This is a genomic window from Endozoicomonas sp. ALC020, assembly GCF_049275935.1.
In the GTDB taxonomy this organism is placed as follows: Bacteria; Pseudomonadota; Gammaproteobacteria; order Pseudomonadales; family Endozoicomonadaceae; genus Endozoicomonas_A.
This window is the reverse complement of the sequence record NZ_CP184830.1, coordinates 6427289-6450422: the sequence shown is the minus strand read 5'-3', so window position 1 is coordinate 6450422 and position 23134 is coordinate 6427289. Positions and strand designations below refer to the sequence as shown.

At 45.6% G+C, this 23134-nt stretch carries 12 protein-coding genes; 11 read left to right on the top strand and 1 reads right to left on the bottom strand.

The window, feature by feature from the left end:
* The first annotated feature begins 130 nt into the window (after window positions 1–130).
* From ACOJUO_RS24015 to ACOJUO_RS24000, 4 genes are all read left to right on the top strand, one after another.
* Complete coding sequence (locus ACOJUO_RS24015; protein WP_422134403.1) at window positions 131–1945, top strand: F-box/WD repeat-containing protein; 1815 nt, start codon at window positions 131–133, stop codon at window positions 1943–1945.
* 262 nt (window positions 1946–2207) lie between these two features.
* Window positions 2208–4028, top strand: a complete 1821-nt coding sequence (locus tag ACOJUO_RS24010; RefSeq protein WP_422138420.1) for an F-box/WD repeat-containing protein — start codon at window positions 2208–2210, stop codon at window positions 4026–4028.
* A 103-nt stretch (window positions 4029–4131) separates the two neighbouring features.
* Window positions 4132–5928: a WD40 repeat domain-containing protein gene (locus ACOJUO_RS24005; RefSeq protein ID WP_422138419.1), complete on the top strand. Its 1797-nt coding sequence runs from the start codon at window positions 4132–4134 to the stop codon at window positions 5926–5928.
* Between the two features lie 167 nt (window positions 5929–6095).
* Complete coding sequence (locus ACOJUO_RS24000) at window positions 6096–7940, top strand: F-box/WD repeat-containing protein (protein WP_422134400.1); 1845 nt, start codon at window positions 6096–6098, stop codon at window positions 7938–7940.
* Window positions 7941–8073: 133 nt separating this feature from the next.
* On the opposite strand, the gene ACOJUO_RS23995 is transcribed toward ACOJUO_RS24000, so the two are convergent.
* Window positions 8074–8685 (bottom strand): hypothetical protein, encoded by a 612-nt coding sequence (locus tag ACOJUO_RS23995; protein WP_422134399.1) that lies wholly within the window; start codon window positions 8683–8685, stop codon window positions 8074–8076.
* A 321-nt stretch (window positions 8686–9006) separates the two neighbouring features.
* Between ACOJUO_RS23995 and ACOJUO_RS23990 the strand changes: the two genes are divergently transcribed.
* The 7 genes from ACOJUO_RS23990 to ACOJUO_RS23960 all read left to right on the top strand — a co-directional run bounded on the left by ACOJUO_RS23990 (window position 9007) and on the right by ACOJUO_RS23960 (window position 23133).
* Window positions 9007–10800 carry an F-box/WD repeat-containing protein gene (locus ACOJUO_RS23990; RefSeq protein WP_422138418.1) on the top strand — a complete coding sequence of 598 codons (1794 nt, stop codon included), beginning with the start codon at window positions 9007–9009 and terminating at the stop codon, window positions 10798–10800.
* Window positions 10801–10966: 166 nt separating this feature from the next.
* Window positions 10967–12811 carry an F-box/WD repeat-containing protein gene (locus tag ACOJUO_RS23985; protein WP_422138417.1) on the top strand — a complete coding sequence of 615 codons (1845 nt, stop codon included), beginning with the start codon at window positions 10967–10969 and terminating at the stop codon, window positions 12809–12811.
* Window positions 12812–12943: 132 nt separating this feature from the next.
* The gene (locus ACOJUO_RS23980; RefSeq protein WP_422138416.1) at window positions 12944–14752 is read left to right on the top strand and encodes an F-box/WD repeat-containing protein; all 1809 of its coding nucleotides are present in this window, start codon (window positions 12944–12946) and stop codon (window positions 14750–14752) included.
* A gap of 314 nt (window positions 14753–15066) precedes the next feature.
* Window positions 15067–16899, top strand: a complete 1833-nt coding sequence (locus ACOJUO_RS23975; protein WP_422138415.1) for an F-box/WD repeat-containing protein — start codon at window positions 15067–15069, stop codon at window positions 16897–16899.
* Window positions 16889–18688: an F-box/WD repeat-containing protein gene (locus tag ACOJUO_RS23970; RefSeq protein ID WP_422138414.1), complete on the top strand. Its 1800-nt coding sequence runs from the start codon at window positions 16889–16891 to the stop codon at window positions 18686–18688. Before ACOJUO_RS23975 ends, ACOJUO_RS23970 begins: the two co-directional genes overlap by 11 nt.
* A gap of 340 nt (window positions 18689–19028) precedes the next feature.
* Complete coding sequence (locus tag ACOJUO_RS23965) at window positions 19029–20828, top strand: F-box/WD repeat-containing protein (RefSeq protein ID WP_422138413.1); 1800 nt, start codon at window positions 19029–19031, stop codon at window positions 20826–20828.
* A gap of 502 nt (window positions 20829–21330) precedes the next feature.
* Window positions 21331–23133 (top strand): F-box/WD repeat-containing protein, encoded by a 1803-nt coding sequence (locus ACOJUO_RS23960; RefSeq protein WP_422138412.1) that lies wholly within the window; start codon window positions 21331–21333, stop codon window positions 23131–23133.
* The last annotated feature ends 1 nt before the right edge of the window (window position 23134 follow it).

Sequence of the window (23134 nt, the reverse complement as noted above, 5' to 3'; positions counted from 1 at the left end):
GACAGAAACTTCGTTAATTGTACGTAAGACCCTGTTTTGAACTTTTATTTCGCAACCGACTCTAATTTACTCCATCAATTTAAAAAGTCCTTGTTAATCGAGGGGAGGACTCATTAAGGAGAAGCCAGATATGGATATCAAGACTAGCAACTCAGGCATGACCGGTTCGCCATTGCCCTCAACCAAGGTGGCACGGTTCGGCGGAGAACGATCTGATTTTGGTGCTGGCAGCTCCATCGTTGCAGCTGACAAAGAATTAAAGGAAACAGCTTCATTACTCGATTTGCCCGAGGAGTTAACCATCAAAATTATTCGCTTGTTGGAGTTTCGGGATATTGTACGTTTACGGAAGGTCAGTACTTACTTTAACAGGGTTATTAAAAATGATTATGCTCTGGAGAAAGCATGGTATCAGCGGTTTACTGCTCAAGACCAAGATCAATTAAAGACAATCCTTTCTGTAGAGGATAAAAAACAACTTTGTCTTTGGCTACCGCTGCAGCCCTTTACAAGTAATCAAGCATTAGTCAACTCACTTATAAAGAAACGAAAGATTTCTTATTTTCCTGCTCTGTTTTATTTCACCAAAGCTCGACTGATGTCTGAATGCAAAACATTTAAAGCAGTTACAAAAGCGATTATTGACCATGATTACTCGGTCACGTCAACCCGCGTCAGCCCTGATGGTTCCCACATTGTGACAGCCAGCTTCGATAATACAGCGAAAATTTATAGTCAGAAGACCAATGGATCATGGGTAGAAAAAGCCATTATTTCCCATGATGGCTTTGTCTACTTTGCCATCTTCAGCCCCGATAGCTGCAAGGTGGTGACCGCCGGACGCGATGGTCAGGTAAAAATCCATGATCTGAAGGCTGATGGGTCATGTGTACATAAACTCACTATTTTCCATAATGCTACGATCAGCACAGTTGACATCAGTCCCGATAGTCGTCACCTGGTGGTCGGCAGTTGGGATCATACTGCGAAAATTTGCAGTCAGAATGACGATGGATCCTGGGAAGAAAAACTGACCATTTTGCATGATCATAGGCTCTTCCTGGTCACCTTCAGTGCCGATTGCCGTCATCTAGTGACCGTCAGTATGGATAAAAAGGCGAAAATCTATGGTCAGAAGACCGATGGGTCATGGGAGGAAGAAGCTACCATTTCTCATAAAGATATTATCTACCAGGCCAGCTTTAGCAACGATAGCCGTCTTGTGGTGACCGCAGGCAGTGGCAAGGAGGTAAAAATCCATAGCCAGAAGGCTGATGGTCAATGGGAAAAAGAAGTCATCATTTTGCATGACGAATGGGTCTACTCAGCCAACTTCAGCGGCGATTCTCGCCGCGTGGTGACCGGCAGCAGAGACGGCACAGCAAAAATTTTTCGTCGGAAGGACAATGGCTCGTGGGAACAAGAAGCCACCATTTTCCACGATCGTTGTATCGAGTCGGCCATCTTTAGCCCTGATGACCACCATGTAGTGACCGCCAGTGACGATAACACCGCAAAAATCTTTAGTCTGAAGGACGATGATGAATCATGGGAAAAAAAGCTCATCATTTGCCATGATAAAGCTGTTACCTCAGCCATCTTCAGCCCCGATAGCCGTCATGTGGTGACCGCCAGTAAAGACGGCAAGGCGAAAATCTGTGGTCAGAAGGCTGACGGATCATGGGTCGAAAAAACCACCATTTCCCATGAATGTGTGGTCGATTCAGTCAGCTTCAGCGCCGATGGCTGCCAAGTGCTGACTACCAGTAAAGATGGAACGGCAAAAGTCTATGGTCTCAGGAAGAATGGATCATGGGTCGAAAAAGTCATCATCTCTGGCAAACGTCCGATCAAATCAGCCAAATTCAGCGCCGATGGACATCACCTTGTGACCAATTCGTACGATAATAAGGTGCGAATTATTAAACTACAGAAGAATAAATGATTGTCTGTGTGCTGTGACAAATAAAAGCGGCGTCATTCTGCATGTATTGAAATACAGAAACTTTTTAAGAGCATTTTTTGAACTTTTATTTCAAAATCGATTCTAAGCTACTTCATCAACTTTGAGCGTCCTTGTTTTTGCGGCGTTACTAACTTTGGAAAAACCAGATATGCTTTATGATGTTAATAAATCAGGCATAGTCGGTTCCTCCTCGACTCCAACCAAGCTCGCGCGATTAGAGGGAGAGTCACCTGGTGTCAGTGTGGCTAGATCCGTCACTATACCTGACAGAGAAATTAAGAAAACAGTTTTATTGCACGATTTGCCCGAGGAATTAACTATCAAAATTATTCGCTTGTTGGAACTTCGGGATGTTGCCCGTTTACAACAGGTATCGACTCAAATAAACAGGGTTATTAAAAGCGATCATTCTCTGGCAAAGGCATGGTATGAAAGGTTTCCTTCTTTACATCAATATCAACTTAAGAAAATCCTTCCTGCCAATGATAAAGAACAACTTCGTAGCTGGCTGCGACCATTTACGAAGGATGAAACGTTAATTGAATCACTCATAAAAAGCCGTAAGAGCGTTTATTTTTCTGCTTTGTTCCATTTCACCAGAACTGGACTTATGTCTCGATGTAAAACATTTAATTTAGGTACAAAAGACACCATTTCAAATAATTGGGTCATTTCAGAAACCATCAGCGCGGATGGCCGCCATTTGGTAGCGTTCTTCGACTGTGATCATAAAAAGGTACAAGTATATGGTCAGGAGGTCGATGGGTCATGGCTAGGAAAAGTGACCATTTCCCATGATGACTGGATCGACTCAGTCACCTTCAGTGAAGACGGTAGCCATGTGGTGACCCTCAGCAGTTTGGCTAAAAAGGTGAAAATCCACGGTCAGAAAGCCGGTGGTTCATGGGAAGAAAAAGCCACCATTGCTCATGATGAATACATCAACTCAGCCTCTTTCAGCCCGGATGTCTGCTATCTGGTAACCGCCAGTAACGATAACACGGCAAAAGTCTATGGTCAGAGCGGCGATGGCTCATGGCAACAAAAACTCACCATTTCCCACAACGATTGGATCAACTCAGTCTGTTTCAGTGCAGATAGCCACCATCTGGTGACCGTTAGTTGCGATAACACGGCAAAAATTTATGGTCTGAAGTTCGATGGGTCATGGGGAGAAGTAGCCATCATTTCCCATACTGGTTGGGTCTCTTTAGCCACCTTTAGCCCCGATAACCGCCATCTGGTGACCGTCGGCGATGATTTTATGGCCAAAATTCACTGTTTGAAGGACGATGGATCATGGGAAGAAAAAGCTATCATTTCCCACGATACCTGGGTCAACTCGGTCACTTTCAGTGCTGATGGTTGCAAAGTGGTGACCACCAGTAACGATTACACAGCGAAAATCTTTGGTCTCAAGACGGGCGGGTCATGGGAAGAAGAAGTTACCGTTAATCACGATCACGAGGTCACCTCAGCCACCTTCAGCCCCAATGGCTGCTATGTAATTACCATCAGTAACGATCACATGGTGAAAATCTGTGGTCTGAAGGTTGATGCTGTATGGGAAGAAAAAGCCACCATTTCCCATGATGACTTTATCAAGTCAGCGATCTTCAGCGCCGATGGACGCAGTGTGGTGACCGCCAGTATAGATGGAACGGCAAAAATCTATGGTTTGAAGGCCGATGGATCATGGTGGGAAGAAGTCACCATTTTCCATACCTCTTCGGTCAACTCAGTCGCCTTTAGCCCTGATGGCCGTCATGTGGTGACCGCCAGTAAAGATCGAACAGCAAAAATCTATGGTCAGGAAATTGATGGATCATGGGTCAAAAAAGCCATCATTACAGAGAATGGTTCGATTGACTCAGCCACTTTTAGCGCTGACAGTAACCATGTAATGACTACCCGTTCTTTTGCACCCGTTGACCAGCTGTTGAAGAAGTATACGTTCACTGCTTTTCCAGGATCCATAAGCCCGCCCTGTAGGGGACAATTTCGGGACGTTACAAATAAAAGGGACGCCATTGTGCATGCGCTGAACTTTAATGGCACTTAAGACAATGTCATGAACTTTTATTTAAAAACCGAGTCTGATTTGCTGACTTAATTTTTAACGCCCTTTTTAATCCGGGGAAAATGCTTACCAGGAGTCACAAGGTTTGGAAGCTACCGATAATAAATCCACCAGGTTTGGTTCACTCTCGCCGTCAACTAATCGTGATCAACCGGAGGGGGAGGGATTATCCGGTGTCAGCGCAGGCCGGTCCGTCGCTATACCTGATAAGAGAAAAACGAAAAAATCTTTATTTTTCGATTTACCTATTGAAACAACCAATAAAATTATTGGTTTGTTGGAGTTTCGAGATGTTACCCGCTTACAGCAGGTTTGTAATTACTTTAACTGGGCTGTTAAAAACGATCATGCACTGGAAAGGGCCTGGTACCGCCGGTTTCCTATACCACACCAGGATCAATTAAAGAAAATCCTTGCTACAAAGAATAAAGAACAACTCCGTCATTGGCTGCGACCGTTTACCAGGGATGAAGCGTTCGTTAAATCACTCGTAAATGATCGAGAGAAAGTTTATTTTCCCGCTCTCTTTTATTTCACCAAAGCCCGGCTGATGTCTGAATACAAAACCTATAATGCAGTCGGAGAAGTCGAGATTACCCATGAAATCGGTGTGTATTCAGTCACCTTCAGTGCCGATGGCAGCCGCCTGATGACCGAGGGAGGCGATGGCGTGAAAATCTACGGCCAAAAGGCCAATGGATCATGGGAAAGAGAAATCTTCATTCCCCACGAAGACAATGTTGAATTGGCCATCTTATGCGACGATGGCCGCCACCTGGCGATCGCCACTTTTGATTATAGGGTAAAAATCTATGGTCAAGTCGATGGGGTATGGGCACAGAAACTCGCCATTTCCCATGATGACGATTGCTCCTCAGTTGCTTTCAGTGCCGATGGCCGCCATTTAGTGACCTCCGGCCATGATAAGACGGCGAAAATTTGTGTTCAGGGAGACGATGGGACATGGGAAGAAAAACTCACTATTTCCCATGATGAATGGGTTGTCTCAGCCACCTTCAGCGCCGATAGTCGCCATTTGGTGACCGCCAGTTGCGACAAGACTGCAAAAATCTATGGTCAGAAGGACGATGGATCCTGGGAAGAAGAAGTCACCATTTTCCATGACGCTAGTATCATATCAGCCGACTTCAGCCCCGATAACTGCCATGTTGTGGCTGTCGGTGTCGATTACAAGGTGAAAATCGTTTACGGATCATGGGGAACAGAAGCCTCCATTGACCATGATGACAGGGTGCGCTCAGCCACCTTTAGTCCCGATAGCCGCCATTTGGCAACGACCGATATGTTTAAAACGGCGAAAATCTGCGGTCAAAAGGACGATCGGTCATGGCAGGAAGAAGTCATCATTACCCATAAGGACTATGTCAAGTCAGCTGTCTTTAGCCCCAATGGCCGCCATGTGGTAACCGCCAGTTGGGACAAGACTGCAAAAATCTACGGTCAGAACGACGACGGATCATGGGAAGAAAAGTGCACTATCCGCCATGGTGACCGTGTCCTCACAGCCATCTTCAGCCCCGATGGTCGCCATGTGGTGACGGCCAGTCTCGATCACACGGCGAAAATCTACGGTCTGAAGACTGACGGATCCTGGATCGAAAAGGCCACTATTTCCCATCTGGGTGCTGTCAAATCAGCCATCTTCAGCGCCGATGGACGCCTTGTGGTGACCACCAGTTCGGATGGTAAGGCAAAAATCTATGGTCAGAATACTTTTGAATCCTGGGTAGAAAAAGCCATCGTTACCCATAGACATAAAGAATCGACCGAAGTAAATCGCCTTAGCGCCAGTGGCCACCATCTGGTGGCACCCCTTAACGATAACTGTGTGATCATTTATAAACTGTCGATGAATGATTGACTGTTTGCTTTCAGAAGTAAAAGGGACGCCATTGTGCCTGTGCTGAAATGCAGAAAAATTTTTAAGACCTTGTTTTGAACTTTTATTTCAAAATTGATTCTAATCTACTTCATCAATTTTGAGCGTCCCTGTATTTTGGGGCATTACTTACTTTGGAAAAACCAGATATGCTTTATGCTGCTAAAGAATCAGGCATAGTCGGTTCATCCTCGACCCCAACCAAGCTCGCACGATTAAAGGCAGAGTCGCCTGGTGTCAGTGTGGGTAGATCCGTCACTATACCTGACAGAGAAATCAAGCAAACAGTTTTATTGCACGATTTGCCCGAGGAATTAACCATTAAAATTATTCGCTTGTTGGAACTTCGGGATATTGCCCGTTTACAACAGGTATCGACTCACATAAACAGGGTTATTAAAAACGATCATGCTCTGGCTAAGGCATGGTATGAAAGGTTTCCTTCATTACATCAAGATCAACTTAAGAAAATCCTTCCCGCCAATGATAAAGAACAACTTCGCAGTTGGCTGCGACCATTTACGAAGGATGAAACGTTAATTGAATCACTCATAAAAAGCCGGAAGAGCGTTTATTTTTCTGCTTTGTTCCATTTCACCAGAACTGGACTCATGTCTCGCTGTAGAACATTTAATTTAGTTACAAAAAACACCACTTCAAATAGTTGGGTCATTTCAGAAGCCTTTAGCGCCAGTGGCTGTCATCTGGTGGCGTACGGCTGTGATCATAAAAAGATGAGAGTCTATAGCCGGGAGGTCGATGGGTCTTGGGTAAGAAAAGTAACCATTTCCCATGATGACTTGATCGACTCAGTCTCCTTCAGTGCAGATGGCAGCCATGTGATGACCCTCAGCAGTTCGGATGGCAAGGTGAAAATACATGGTCATAAAGCCGATGGCTCATGGGAAGAAAAAACTACCATTTCCCATGATGACTACACCAACTCAGCCTCTTTCAGCCCGGATGGCTGCTATCTGGTAACCGCCAGTAACGATAACACGGCAAAAGTCTATGGTCAGAGCGGCGATGGCTCATGGGAACAAAAACTCACCATTTCCCATAATGATTGGATCTACTCAGTCTGTTTTAGTGCCGATAGTCACCATTTGGCGACTGTCAGTTGCGATAACACAGCAAAAATTTATGGTCAGAAGACAGATGGATCATGGGGAAAAGAAGCCACCATTTCCCATGGTAAATGGGTCACCTCTGCCTGCTTTAGCCCCGATGACCGCCATGTGGTGACCGTCGGCGATGATAACATTGCGAAAATCTTCAGCTTTCAGCTCGATGGATCATGGGAAGAAAAGGTCGCAGTTTCCCACGATCTCTGGATCAGCTCGGTCACATTCAGTGCTGATAGTCGCAGAATGGTGACCACCAGTAACGATTGCACAGCGAAAATCTTTGGTCTCAAGACGGGTGAGACATGGGAAGAAGAAGTTACCATCAACCACGATCACAGGGTTAACTCAGCCAGCTTCAGCCCCAATGGCTGCCATGTAATCACCGTCAGTAACGATAACAAGGTGAAAATCTGTGGTCTGAAGGTTGATGGATTATGGGAAGAAAAAGCCATCATTTCTCATGATGACTTAATCAACTCAGCCACCTTCAGCGCCGATGGACGCAGTGTGGTGACCGCCAGTAAAGATGGAACGGCAAAAATCTATGGTCTGAAGGCCGATGGGTCATGGAGGGAAGAAGTCACCATTTTCCATGCTTCCTCGGTCAACTCAGCCTCCTTTAGCCCCGATAGTCGCCACGTGGTGACCGCCAGTAAAGATCGGGCAGCAATAATCTATGGTCAGCAGATTGATGGATCATGGGTCAAAAAAGCCATCATTGTACAGAATGGTTCAATTGACTCAGCTGCTTTTAGCGCTGACGGTCACCATGTAGTGACTACCCGTTCTTTTGCACCTGTTGACCAGCTGCTGAAGAAGTATACGTTCAGTGCTTTTCCGGGATCCATAAGCCCGCCACCTTTGTAGGGGACAATTTCGGGACAAAGCTTGATATGAAAGGCTGAATAGGTGGCCGATAGCAGGTACTATGCAAGCCCGGTACCTAAAGCAGTCACCTTTCGTGCAATACACCCATTTACTGGCAATTTTGTTCAGGCTGTTAATGTAACGCTGCGCTCATTAAGTCCAACGTTATTTTGTGCTCACTTTCCAAGCCAGAACTAGTACACTTTGTTAAAAAAAGCTCATCATTTTTCAACAAATTGTAGAATTTTGATAAAAAATCTTTTGCCTTTTCGCTGATTTCTTTATCTTCCAGCTTGTCTATGTCAGAAAAAGTTACAGTTTGGCAGTCATCATATACTTCTCCTGTTTCATGAAATGGAAAGTAACCCACTCCTTCACAAAGAGATATTAACTGATCTAAATTCTGCTCCTCATGTTGCAAAGAACATTCAGGCACACGGCGAAGCAGTCGTTCTTTCATTTTTCTTGCATAGAACTTTTTTGAAGAAACTGCTCTTGGCTGCTCTCTGGCAAGTAATGAAGCGCGGTATAGATCTAGCATCTCGAGATTTCTATTCAACACGGAATGAGAAAAAGTGTATAAGACCTGTCCAGTTAGTCGAAACTCTTTTAAATGTAACTCATCAATGAGGGTGGTCAGACTGTTGAACGCATTATAGAGCGGTGATGCATTGGCATTATATGTGTAAAAAACAGAAATAATAAAAATAATTCGAGTGATTGCAATGGCTCTGTGATTTTTCATGTGCTTCAGGTTTCTTTACTTTGAAAACTAACCCTGAAAGGTAGCACTTTTTTATTATTCTGCAGGAAGACAATAGCGCTGAAGTCAGCACTAAGTACTCAGCCATACGAAAAGTCCACCATTGCCTGGCTCTCAGGGTCAACTCAGCCAGCTTCAGCACCGATGGAGACACCATTGGGCATGCGCTGAATGACTGAAGCTTCTTGAATGGCACTTAAGGTAATGTCAGGAACTTTTATTTCAAAACCGAGTCTGATTTACTGTCTTAATTTTTAACGCCCTTTTTAATCCGGGGAGAATGCTTACCAGGAGGAATAAGGTTTGGAAGCTACGGATAATAAATCCACAATGGTCGGTTCACTTTGGCCGTCAACCAGTCGCGCTCAATCGAAGGGAGAATTATCGGGTGTCAGTGCGGGTAGGTCCATCGCCATACCTGTAAAGAAAGAAACGGAAAAAAATTTATTTTTTAATTTGCCTTTAGAAGTAACAACACGAATTATTCGCTCGTTGGAGGTTCGGGATGTTGCCTGCTTACAGCAGGTTTGTCATTACTTTAACGGTATTATTAAAAACGATCATGAACTGGAAAGGGCCTGGTATCGACAGTTTTCCTCACCACACCGATATCAATTAAACAAAATTCTTCCTGCAAAGGATAAAGAACAACTTCGTAATTGGCTGAGACCGTTTACGAAGGATGAAGCGTTAATCGAATCAGTCATAACACAACGAGAGCAAGTTTATTTTCCTGATCTATTCTATTTCACCAAAGCTCGACTGGTGTCTGAATGCACAAGGTTTAAAGTAGATAGAGAAATCTTCATTAGCCATTATGAAGATGTATTCTCAGCCATCTTTAGCGCCAATGGAACCCGCTTGGTGACTGGCGGTAGCCATGGGGCGAAAATCTGTGGTCAGAAGGCCAATGGGTTTTGGGAAGAAGAAATCTTTATTTCCCATGTCACCAATGTCAGATCAGCCACCTTCAGTGCAGATGGTCGCCATGTGGCGACCGCCAGCAAAGATCGAACGGCAAAAATCTATGGTCAGGTCGATGGGTCATGGGAAGCGAAACTTACCATTTCCCATGATGATTGGGTTAACTCAGCCACCTTCAGCGCCGATAGTCGCCATTTGGTGACCGCCAGTATGGATACAACGGCGAAAATCTGCGTTCAGGGAGCCGATGGATCATGGGAAGAAAAACTCACCATCTCCCATGATGGTTCTGTCAACACAGCCAGCTTCAGTCCGGATGGCTGCTATGTGGTGACGGCCAGTGACGATAACACGGCCAAAATCTATTGTCAGAGGACTGATGGATCATGGGTAGAAAGAGCCAACATTTTTCATGATAAGTTTGTCCTCTCAGCCACCTTCAGCCCCGATAGCCGCCATGTGGTGACTGTTGGTTACGATCACAAGGTGAAAATCGTCTATGGATCATGGGCGTCAGAAGTCTCCATTGATCATGATGATACGGTCACATCAGCCACTTTTAGTGCTGATAGCCGCCATCTGGTAACGGCCAGTTACGATAAGACGGCGAAAATCTTTGGTCAGAAGATCGATGGCTCATGGGAAGAAGAAACCGTTATTTTCCATGATGACCGTGTTAACTCAGCCGCGTTCAGTCCTAAAGGCCGCTATGTAGTCACGGCAAGTGACGACAAAACAGCGAAAATTCATGGTCAGAAGGGCGACGGATCATGGGAAGAAAAGCGCATTATTTATCATGATGACCGTGTCCTCTCGGCCATTTTCAGCCCCGATGGCCGCCATGTGGTGACGGCCAGTCTCGATTACACGGCGAAAATCTATGGTCTGAAGACTGACGGATCTTGGGTCGAAAAGGCCATCATTCCCCATCTAAGTTTTGTCGAATCAGCCACTTTCAGTGCTGATGGCTGCCTTGTGGTGACCACCAGCTCAGATGGGAAGGCAAAAATCTATGGTCAGAATACTTTTGGATCCTGGGTAGAAAAAGCCATCGTTACCCATAGACATAGAGATTCGACCAAAGTAAATCGCCTTAGCACCAATGGCCACCATCTGGTGGCGCCCTTTGACGATAACAGCGTGATGATTTATAAGCTTTCGATGAATGATTGACTGTTTGCTTTTAGAAATAAAAGGAACGCCATTTTGCATGTGCTGAAATACAGAAACTTTTTAAGACCCTGTTTTGAACTTTTATTTCAAATTAGATTCTAATTTTCTTTATCAATTTTGAACGTCTTTGTTTATCGGGGCGGTACTAACTCAGGAAAATTCAGAGATGCTTTCTGATGCTAATAACTCAGGCTCAGTCGATTCATTCTCGACCCCAAACAATCTCGCACAATCAGAGGGAGAGTCATCGGGTGTCAGTGTGGGTAGAACCGTGGCTGTAGCAGATACAAACCTTAAGAAAACCGTTTTATTGCACGATTTGCCCGAAGAATTAACCATCAAAATTATCCGCTTGTTGGAATTTCGGGATATTGCCCGTTTACAACAGGTGTCGACTCACTTAAACAGGGTTATTAAAAACGATCATGCTCTGGCAAAGGAATGGTATCAACGGTTTCCTTCAGCACATCAATATCAACTTAAGAAAATCCTTCTAAACACAGATAAAGAACAACTTCGTAACTGGCTGCGACCGTTTACGAAGGATGAAGCGTTAATTGAATCAATCATAGAAAAGCGAGAGAACGTTCATTTTTCTGCTTTGTTCCATTTCACCAAAACTGTACTGATGTCTCAATGTAAGACATTCAATTTAGATACAAAAGCGACCATTTCAAAATATTGGGTTTTTTCAAAAGCCTTCAGCGACGATGGCCGCCATGTTTTGGCGACCAATTGTGATAATAAGAAGGCGAAATTGTATGGGCAGGAGGTCGACGGTTCATGGGCAGAAAAAGCGATCTTTCCCCAAGATTACTGGATCATGTCAGCCACCTTTAGCGGAGATGGTAGTCATCTGGTGACCTTCAGTGGTTTTGAAAACATGGTGAAAATCCATGGACAGATAGCCGATGGCTCATGGGAAGAAAAAGCTACCTTTTCCCATGATGAATGTCTCAACTCAGCCTCCTTCAGCCCAGACGGATGCTATGTGGTAACCGCCAGTAACGATAACACGGCAAAAATCTACGGTCAGAGCGTCGATGGCTCATGGGACCATAAACTCACTCTTTCCCATAGTGGTTGGATCAACTCAGCCTGTTTCAGTGCCGATAGCCAGCATCTTGTGACTGTTGGTTGCGACAACATGGCAAAAATTTATGGTCAGAAGACCGATGGAACCTGGAGAGAAGAAACCACTGTTTTCCATAATAATTGGGTCACCTCAGCCACCTTTAGTCCCGATGACCGCCATTTGGTGACCGTCAGCAATGATAGTAGGGCCAAAATCCTCAGCTTCGAGGTCGATGGATCATGGGAAGAGAAAGTCACCATTTCCCACGATCGCTGGATCAGCTCGGTCACTTTCAGTGCTGATAGTCGCAGAGTGGTGACCAACAGTAACGATTACACAGCAAAAATCTTTGGTCTCAAGACGGGTGGTTCATGGGAAGAAGAAGCCACCATTTCTCACCATCTCAGGGTCGAATCGGCCACCTTCAGCCTCGATGGCTGCTATGTAATGACTGTCGGTGACGATGACGTGGCGAAAATCTGTGGTCCGAAGGCTGATGGATCATGGGAAGAAAAAATCACCATTTCCCATAATGACATTATCGAATCAGCCACCTTCAGTGCCGATGGACGCCGTGTGGTGACTGCCAGCAGAGATGGAACGGCAAAAATCTATGGTCTCAAGATCGATGGATCATGGAGAGAAGAAGCCATCATTTCCCAGGATAACTGGATCAACTCAGCCTCCTTCAGCTCCGATGGCCGCCATGTGGTGACCGCCAGTATTAATGGAACAGCCATAATCCATAGTCAGCAGGTTGATGGATCATGGGTCGAAAAAGCCATCATGATACAGAACACTAAGATTCACTCAGCTACTTTTAGCGCTGACAGTCACCATGTGCTGACCACCAGTACTTTTGCACCCATCGACCAGCTGCTGAAGAAGTATACGTTCAGTGCTTTTCCACGATCCATAAGCCCGCCGCCACCTTGATCACTTTTCTTGAAACTTCGAACAGGGTTTTATAGCAATCGAACTTTTATTTCAAAATTGACTCAAAGTTCCTGCGTCAAATTCGAACGTCCTTTTCAATCGAGGGTAATACTAACTCAGGGTAAATCAGGTATGGATAGTGTAAATAATAAATCCGGCATGGTTGGTCCATGCTCGCCTCCAACCAAGCTCCTGCGATCGGAGCGAGAACCCTCTGTTGTCAGTGCGGGCAGGTCTGTTACTGTAGCTGACGAAGCAATAAAGAAAACAGCTTCATTACAGGATTTGCCCGAGGAATTAACCATCAAAATTTTTCGCTTGTTGGAGTTTCGGGATATTGCCCGTTTACAACAGGTCTCGACTCACTTTTATGGGGTTATTAAACGCAATCATGTTCTGGCAAAGGTCTGGTATCAACGGTTTTCTTCACCAGATCAATTTCAATTAAAGACAATCCTGCCTGTAAAGGATAAAAAACGACTCCGTCACTGGCTGCGACCATTTACTGAGGATAAAGCGTTAGTCAAATCACTCATAAAAAAACGGAAGAAAACTTATTTTCCTGCGCTGTTTTATTTCACCAAAGCCCGACTGATGTCTGAATGCGAAACCTTCAGAGTAGTTAAAAAAGTTACCATTACCCACGATATCTGGGTCAACTCAGCCACTTTCAGCTCTAATGGCCGCCATATTGTCACGGCCAGTCTTGATAACACGGCGAAAATATATGGCCAGAAGGACGACGGGAAATGGGTAAAAGAAAGGACTATTATGCATGATCACTTTGTCGACTCAGCCACCTTCAGTGCAGATAGCAGTCATCTGGTGACCGTCAGTGGTTGGGATAATAAGTTGAAAATCCATAGCCAGAAGGCCAATGGGTCATGGGAAGAAAAAGCCACCATTTCTCATGGTGACTATATCAACTCAGTGACCTTCAGCCCCGATAGTTGCCATCTGGTGACCAGCAGTCAGGATAATACGGCGAAAATCTGTGGGCAAAAGGACGATGGATCATGGGAAGAAAAAATCACCATTTTGCATGATAACTGGCTCAACCCGCCCACCTTCAGCCCCGATGGCCGTCATCTGGTGACTATGAGTAGAGATAAAAAGGCGAAAATCTATGGTCAGAAGACCGATGGATCATGGGTAGAAGAAACCACCCTTTCCCTTGATCACAATGTCTACTTAGCCAGCTTTAGTGCTGATAGCCGTCTAGTGGTGACCGCCGGTACAGGCAACAAGGTACAAATCCATAGCCTGGGGGCTGATGGTTCATGGGAAAAAGAAGTCAATATTTTGCATGATCGCTGGGTCACTTCAGCCAATTTCAGCTCCGATGGTTGCCGTGTGGTGACCGCCAGCAGAGATGGCAAGGCAAAAATCTGTGGTCAGAGATTCAACGGCTCATGGGAAAAAGAAGTCACCATTTTGCATGATAATTGGGTCAACTCAGCCTGCTTTAGTCCCGATGACCGCCATGTGGTGACTGCCAGTAAGGATCGCAAGGCGAAAATCTGTAGTCAGAAGGACGATGGAGTCTGGGAAAAAAAGCTCAGCATTTCCCATAATGACGATGTCATCTCCGCCACCTTCAGCCCCGATAGCCGCCATGTGGTGACTGCCAGTATGGATGGCAAGGCGAAAATCTGCGGTCAGAAGACTGACGGATCATGGGTCGAAAAAGCCATCATTTCCCATAGAGATGGGGTCAAATCAGCTACCTTTAGTGACGATGGCTGTCATGTACTGACCGTCAGTCGGGATGGAACAGCAAAAATCTATGGCCACAAGACCGATGGATCATGGGTCGAAAAAGTCATTATTTCCCGCAAAAGCCGGATCAACTCAGTTACTTTCAGTGCCGATGGATACCACTTTGTAACCGTATCTGACGATAACAAAGTGCGAATTAATAAATTAAAGAGGGATAAATGATTGTTTGTTTGCTGTGACAAATAAAGGGTATGCCATTCTGCATTCGCTGAAAGATAGAAACTTAAGACCCTGTCAGGAACTTTTATTTCAAAGCCGCCTCTAATTGTTTTTATCAATTTAGAACCTCTTTGTTAAGAGGGTGTCGCAAAACTCTAACAACTCGTTCCCACGCTCTGCTTGGGAATGCATACCTCCCCTGAAAAGCGGACTCTGCAGCGCGAGATGGGTATGGGTTCCCACGCTGGAGCATGGGAACCAGAGTTTTGCTACACCCTCTTAATCGAGGGGAGATAATAGCTCAGGGGAAATCAGATATGCATTCTGAGTTTAGTCACTCCGGCATATCCGGCTCGCACTCGCTACCGGCCAATCTGGCAAGACCGGAGGGTGAAGAATCTGCTGTCATGGTCTGCAGGACTGTCACTTTAGCTGACACAGAAATAAAGAAAACCGCTTCATTGCAAGGTTTGCCCGAGGAAATAACCGTCAAAATTATTCGCTTGTTGGAACTTCGGGATATTGCCCGACTGCAACAGGTGTCGAGTCACTTGTACAGGGTTATTAAAAACGATCATGCTCTGGCAAAGGCATGGTATCAACGGTTTTCTTCACCACATCAATATCAACTAAAGAAAATCCTTCCTGCACAGGATAAAGAACAACTTCGTAATTGGCTGCAGCCGTTTACGAAGGACGAAGCCTTAGTAAAATCACTCATAAAATATCGAAAGACAGTTTATTTTCCTGCTTTGTTCCATTTCACCAGAACTGGATTGATGTCTCGATGTAAAACATTCCATTTGGATACAAAAGCTACCATTGCACATAATATTGGGGTCTCATCAGCCGTCTTTAGCACCGATGGCCGCCATCTGGTGACGGCCAGTTACGACGACACGGCGAAAATATATGACCAGGAGGACGATGGTAAATGGGTAGAAAGAATCACCATTTTTCATAATCATTTTGTCGGTTCTGCCACTTTTAGTGCAGATGACCGCCACGTGTTGACCGTCTGCGGTTGGGATAACAAGGTGAAAATCCATGGTAAGAAAGCCGATGGGTCCTGGGAAGAAAAAACCACCATTTCCCATGAAGACTTCGTCGTGTCAGCTACCTTCAGCCCGGATGGCTGCTATGTAGTGACCGCCAGCAACGATAACACGGCAAAAATCTATGGTCTGGGCGTTGATGGGTCATGGGAGCAAAAACTCACCATTTCCCATAATCACCAGATCAACTCAGCCACCTTCAGCGCTGATAGCTTTCATGTAGTAACCGCCAGCTACGATATGACGTCAAAAATCCTTAGCCGACAGACTGATGGGTCATGGCAAGAAAAAGCCATCATTTCCCATGATAGCTGGATCGAATCAGCCACTTTTAGCGCCGATGACCGTCATTTGGCGACCATGAGTCGCGCTTTCGAGGTGAAAATCCACAGCCAGGAGAACGATGGATTATGGCAAGAAAAACTCACTATTTCCCACGCTCGCTGGGTCAGCTCAGTCATATTCAGTCCTGATGCCAGCCGTCTGTTGACCGCCAGTTGGGATAAGACGGCGAAAATCTTTGGTCTGAAGGCCGATGGGTCATGGAGAGAAGAAACCACCATTTCCCACAGTCTCGGTGTCCATTCAGCCGCCTTTAGTCCCGATGGCAGCTACACAGTAACCGTCAGTGCGGATAAAACGGCGAAAATCTGTGGTCCAAAGGATGATGGATCATGGGAAGAAAAAGTCACCATTTCCCATCCTAACTCAATCATCTCAGCCACCTTCAGTGCCGATGGACGCAGTGTGGTGACCGCCAGCAAAGATGGAACGGCAAAAATCTATGGCCTGAAGACCGATGGATCATGGCAGGAAGAAGTCACCCTTTCCCATGATTCCCGGATCAATACAGCCTCCTTTAGTCCCGATGGTCGCCATGTGTTGACTGCCACTCGCGATGGTTCGGTAAAAATCTATGGTCAGCAGATGGATGGATCATGGATCGAAAAAGCCATCATTTTCAATGAGGGTTCGATTGACTCAGCCAGCTTTAGCTCTGATGGCCATCATGTGGTGACCACCTGTACCGATGGCCGGGTGCAAATTTATAGGCTAGGGGCGTCTGATTCAGGAGAAACCAGACATGCATCCTAATGCTGACAACTTTGGCGTAGTCGATTCAACCTCGCTACCACCTGTGAGCACTTCATTGGGGGAAGAACCATCGGGTGTCAGTGCGGGCAGGTCCGTCGCTGTGCCTGAAAAAGAAATAGAGAAAACCGCTTTATTGCACGATTTTCCCGTGGAATTAACCCTCAAAATTTTTCGCTTTTTGGAACTTCGCGATATCATTAGTTTGCAACAGGTATCTACTCACTTAAACAGGTTTATTAAAAACGAACATGTTCTGGAAAAGACATGGTATCGCCGGTTTTCTTTACCTCATCAATATCAATTGAAGAAAAGCCTTCCCGTAAAGGATAAAGAACAGCTCCGAAATTGGCTGAGACCGTTTACGAAGGATCAAACGTTAGTCGAATCACTCATAGAACACCGAGAGGCCGTTTATTTTCCTGCCCTTTTCCATTTCGCCAAAGCCCGACTGATGTCTCAATGCGAAAAGTATAATGTCGATACAGAGGACGTTATTGCTCATGAAGACAGGGTGAACTCAGCCACCTTCAGCGCCGATGGTAGCCACCTGGTGACGGCCAGTGACGATGCAACGGCGATAATCTATGGTCAGAGGGCCAATGGATCATGGGTAAAAAAAGGCATCATTTGCCATCAAAACATTGTCAAATCTGCCATCTTCAGCGCCGATGGCTGCCATCTGGTGACTGTCAGTTGGGATTGTAGGGCAAAAATCTATAGTCAAATCGATGGGACATGGGAAGAGAAGCTCACCATTTCCCATGATGATTTCTTCTCAGTCACCTTCAGTGCCGGTGGCCGCCATTTGGTGACCACCAGTGAGGATAACACGGCGAAACTCTGTGTTTTGGGAGACGATGGTACATGGGAAGAAAAACTCACCATTTCCCATGATGATTGGGTCAGCTTTGCTGCCTTCAGCGCCGATAGTCGTCATTTGCTGACCGCCAGTTTTGATAACACAGCAAGAATCTATAGTCAGGAAGCTGATGGGTCATGGGTAAAAAAAATCATCATTTTCCATGACCAACGGATCAACACAGTTACCTTCAGTGCCGATAGTCACCGTGTGGTGACAGCCTCTAACGATGGCACAGTGAAAATCTATGGTCAAAAGGACGATGGCTCATGGGAAGAAGAAACCATCATTTCCCATGATCACCATGTCAACTCAGCTACCTTTAGTGCCGATGACCGCCATGTGGTTACGGCCAGTGAAGATAACACGGCGAAAATCTGTGGTCTGAAGGACGATGGATCATGGGGAGAAGAAACTGTCATTTCCCATAATCGCTATGTCAACTCAGCCGCCTTCAGCCCCAACAGCTGCCATGTGTTGACGACCAGTCACGATAACACGGCGAAAATCTTTAGTAAGAAAGACGACGAATCATGGGAAGAAAAACGCACTATTTCCCATGATAACTATGTCAGCTCTGCCACCTTCAGCCCCGATAGTCGCCATTTGGTGACGGCCAGTAACGATGGCATGGCGAGAATCTATGGTCTGAAGACTGACGGATCCTGGGTCGAAAAGGCCGTCATTTCTCATTTGAGTGCCGTCAAATCAGCCACCTTTAGCGCCGATGGCCGCCTTCTGGTGACCACCAGTACAGATGGAAAGGCAAAAATTTATGGTCAGGATATTAATGGATTATGGGTAGAAAAAGCCGTTGTTGCCCATAGAGGTTTGGCCCAATCAACTGTCCTCAGTGCCAATGGCCACCATTTGGTCTCACCCTTTCCATATAACTATTTGAGAATTTATAAGCTATCTATGAATACTTGATTATTGGCTGTGATAACAAAAGGAACGCCATTGCGCATGTGCTGAAAGGCAGAAATTTCTTTAGTGGCACTTAGCAACCTACTTATGAACTTTTATTTCAAAGCCGACTCTAAGTACCTAACCAGTTGGTTTCGCCTATTCTGGACGGCGGCTTTTTCCATCCTTCTGCGTTCCAACTCTGGTTGCGTAGCTATGGCTACGCGCCCGTCGTTGCGCCTTGAAGGATGAAAAAATCCACTCGCCAGAATATGCAAAACCAACTGGCCAGGTACTTAACTGACTTCATCAATTTTCAATGTCTTTGCTCAGCGGAGAGGTGAAGACTTAAGAGAAACCAGATATGTATTCTGACGTTAATCATTCCGACATAGCCGGTTCACCTTCGCTACCACCTCTGAGCAGTTCATTGGAGGAAGAACCGTCGGGTGTCAATGCGGGCAGGTCCGTCACTGTGCCTGAAAAAGAAATAGAGAAAACCGCTTTATTGCACGATTTGCCCGAGGAATTAACCCTCAAAATTTTTCGCTTTTTGGAACTTCGGGATATCATCAGTTTGCAACAGGTATCTACACACTTAAACAGGTTTATTAAAAACGAATATGTTCTGGAAAAGACGTGGTATCGCCGGTTTTCTTTACCACATCAATATCAATTGAAAAAAAGCCTTCCTGTAAAGGATAAAGAACAGCTCCGAAATTGGCTGCGACCGTTTACGAAGGATCAGGGATTAGTCGAATCACTCATAAAACACCGAAAGGCCGTTTATTTTCCTGCCCTGTTTCATTTTGCAAAAGCCCGACTGATGTCTCAATACGAAAAGTATAATGTCGATACAGAGGCCGTTATTGCTCATGAAGACAGGTTGAACTCAGCCAACTTCAGCCCCGATGGCAGCCACCTGGTGACGGCCAGTGACGATGCAACGGCGATAATCTATGGCCAGAGGACTGATGGAACATGGGCAAAAAAAGGCGTCATTTCTCATCAAGGTGGTGTCAGATCTGCCATCTTCAGTGCTGATGGCCGCCATGTGGTGACCGCCAGTTGGGATCACACAGCAAAAATTTATGGTCAAGTCGATGGGGCGTGGGAAGAGATGCTCATTATTTCCCATGATAACGATGTTACTTCAATTATCTTCAGTGCTGATGGCTGCCATTTGGTGACCGCCAGTAAGGATAAAACGGCGAAAATCATTGTCCTGGAAGACGATGGGTCATGGGAAGAAAAACTCACCATTTGCCATAGTGGTTGGGTCCACTTAGCCAGCTTCAGCGACGATAGTCGTCATTTGGTGACTGTCAGTTACGATAACACGGCAAAAATCTTCTGCCTGCGGGACGATGGATCATGGGAAGAAAAAGTCACCATCTCTCATAATTATTTGATCAGATCAGCCGCCTTTAGCGCGGATAGTAGCTGTGTGGTGACGGCCTCTATCGATGAAACAGTGAAAATCTATGGTCAAAAGATCGATGGCTCTTGGGAAGAAGAATCCATCATTTCCCATGACCACTGGGTCAACTCAGCTACCTTCAGTGCTGATAGCCGCCATTTGGTTACGGCCAGTAACGATAAAACGGGAAAAATCTGTGTTCACAGGGACGATGGATCCTGGGGAGAAGTAGCTGCCATTTCCCATAAGGGCAATGTTGACTCAGCCGCCTTCAGCCCCGATGGCCGTCATGTGGTGACAACAAGTAGCGATAAAACGGCGAAAATCTTAAGTAAGAAGGACGACGGATTATGGGAAGAAAAACGCACCATTTCCCATGGTTACGGTATCAGGTCAGCCACCTTCAGCCCCGATGACTGTCATGTGGTGACTGCCGGTAACGATGGCAAGGCGAAAATCTATGGTCTGAAGACTGACGGATGCTGGGTCGAAAAGGCCATCATTTCCCATGAAGCTTCACTCAAAACAGCCACCTTTAGTGTCGATGGCTGCCTTGTGATTACCACCAGTATGGATGGAACGGCAAAAATTTATGGTCAGTGGGCTAATGGGTCATGGATAGAAAAAGCCGTTGTTACCCATAGAGGTATGGCCAAAACTGTCCTCAGTGCCGATGGCTACCATTTGGTTTCACCTTTTCTCTTTGACAATTTGAGAATTTATAAACTATCGATGAAGAACTGATTGTTTGCTGTGATCAATAAACGAACGCCATTGCGTATGTGCTGAAAGGCAGAAATTTCTTTTAGTGGTATCTAACAACACTCTGTGAACTTTTATTTCAAAGCCGACTCTAAGTACCTAACCCGTTGGTTTCGCCTATTCTGGACGGCGGCTTTTTCCATCCTTCTGCGTTCCAACTCTGGTTGCGTAGCTATGGCTACGCGCCCGTCGTTGCGCCTTGAAGGATGAAAAAATCCACTCGCCAGAATATGCGAAACCAACTGGCTAGGTACTTATACCAATCGTGCTTTCTAACTCCCGTGATGAGCATGGAGATTTGAGCCTTAAGACAAGGCGGCGTGAGGAGTCATAGCCTTAGCTATGGCGACGATCGGCAACGCAGGATTAAGGCTCAAATCTTCAGCGCAATAGGGAGTTAGAAAGTTCGATTGGTATTAACTGACTTCATCAATTTTGAATGTCTTTGCTTATCGGAGAGGTGAAGACTTAAGAGAAACCAGATATGTATTCTGACGTTAATCATTCCGACATAGTCGGTTCACCTTCGCTACCACCTGTGAGCATTTCATTGGAGGAAGAACCATCGGGTGTCAATGCGGGCAGGTTCGTCACTGTGCCTGAAAAAGAAATAGAGAAAACCGCTTTATTGCACGATTTGCCCGAGGAATTAACCCTCAAAATTTTTCGCTTTTTGGAACTTCGGGATATCATCAGTTTGCAACAGGTATCTACACACTTAAACAGGTTTATTAAAAACGAATATGTTCTGGAAAAGACGTGGTATCGCCGGTTTTCTTTACCACATCAATATCAATTGAAAAAAAGCCTTCCTGTAAAGGATAAAGAACAGCTCCGAAATTGGCTGAGACCGTTTACGAAGGATCAAGCGTTAATCGAATCACTCATAAAACACCGAAAGGCCGTTTATTTTCCTGCCCTTTTCCATTTCGTCAAAGCCCGACTGATGTCGCAATGCGAAAAGTATAATGTCGATACAGAGGCCGTTATTACTCATAAAGACATCGTGAACTCAGCCACCTTCAGCGCCGATGGTAGCCATCTGGTGACGGCCAGTGACGATGCAACGGCGATAATCTATGGTCAGAGGGCCAATGGCTCATGGGTAAAAAAAGGCATCATTTGCCATCAAAACATTGTCAAATCTGCCATCTTCAGCGCCGATGGCTGCCATCTGGTGACTGTCAGTTGGGATTGTACGGCAAAAATCTATAGTCAAATCGATGGGACATGGGAAGAGAAGCTCACCATTTCCCATGATGACGCTATCACCTCAGTCAACTTCAGTGCCCTTGGCCGCCATTTGGTGACCGCCAGTAAGGATAATACGACGAAAATCTGTTTTCAGGGAGACGATGGGTCATGGGAAGAAAAACTCACCATTTTCCAGGACGATTGGGTCCGCTGTGCCGCCTTCAGCGCCAATGGTAGTCATTTGTTGACCGCTGATCACAATAACACGGCGAGAATCCACGATCAGGAAGTCGATGGATCATGGGCAAAAAAAATCACTATTTTTCATGACCTACGGATCAACTCAGTCACTTTCAGTGCCGATAGTCACCGTGTGGTGACAGCTTCCACAGATGGCACAGTGAAAGTCTATGGTCAAAAGGACGATGGCTCATGGGAAGAAGAAATCATCATTTCCCATGATGAGAAGGTCAACTCAGCTACCTTTAGTACCGATAGCCGCCATTTGGTAACGGCCAGTGAAGACAGCACAGCGAAAATCTGTGGTCTGAAGGACGATGGATCATGGGGAGAAGAAGCTTTCATTTCCCATAGGAGCTATGTCAATTCAGCCGCCTTAAGCCCCAATGGCAATCATGTGGTGACGACAAGTCACGATAACATAGCGAAAATCTGTAGTAAGAAGGGCGACGGATCATGGGAAGAAAAACGCACTATTTCCCATGATAACTATGTCAGCTCTGCCACCTTCAGCCCCGATAGCCGCCATTTGGTGACGGCCAGTAACGATGGCATGGCGAGAATCTATGGTCTGAAGACTGATGGATCCTGGGTCAAAAAGGCCATCATTTCCCATCTGAGTGTTGTCACATCAGCCACCTTTAGCGCCGATGGCCGCCTTGTGGTGACTACCAGTACAGACAGAACGGTAAAAATTTATGGTCAGGATAGTAGTGGATTATGGGTAGAAAAAGCCGTTGTTGACCATAAAGGTTCGCCCAAATCAACTGCCCTCAGTGCCAATGGCCACCATTTGGTTTCGCCCTTTCGCCATAACAAATTGAGAATTTATAAGCTATCTATGAATACTTGAT

Excerpts from the sequence above, each read along its gene's own strand:
- ACOJUO_RS23975 (WP_422138415.1), top strand. The coding sequence starts at position 15,067 with ATGCATTCTGAGTTTAGTCACTCCGGCATATCCGGCTCGCACTCGCTA.
- ACOJUO_RS23985 (WP_422138417.1), top strand. The coding sequence starts at position 10,967 with ATGCTTTCTGATGCTAATAACTCAGGCTCAGTCGATTCATTCTCGACC.
- ACOJUO_RS23960 (WP_422138412.1), top strand. The coding sequence starts at position 21,331 with ATGTATTCTGACGTTAATCATTCCGACATAGTCGGTTCACCTTCGCTA.
- ACOJUO_RS23965 (WP_422138413.1), top strand. The coding sequence starts at position 19,029 with ATGTATTCTGACGTTAATCATTCCGACATAGCCGGTTCACCTTCGCTA.
- ACOJUO_RS23980 (WP_422138416.1), top strand. The coding sequence starts at position 12,944 with ATGGATAGTGTAAATAATAAATCCGGCATGGTTGGTCCATGCTCGCCT.
- ACOJUO_RS23970 (WP_422138414.1), top strand. The coding sequence starts at position 16,889 with ATGCATCCTAATGCTGACAACTTTGGCGTAGTCGATTCAACCTCGCTA.
- ACOJUO_RS24000 (WP_422134400.1), top strand. The coding sequence starts at position 6,096 with ATGCTTTATGCTGCTAAAGAATCAGGCATAGTCGGTTCATCCTCGACC.
- ACOJUO_RS23995 (WP_422134399.1), bottom strand. The coding sequence starts at position 8,685 with ATGAAAAATCACAGAGCCATTGCAATCACTCGAATTATTTTTATTATT.
- ACOJUO_RS24015 (WP_422134403.1), top strand. The coding sequence starts at position 131 with ATGGATATCAAGACTAGCAACTCAGGCATGACCGGTTCGCCATTGCCC.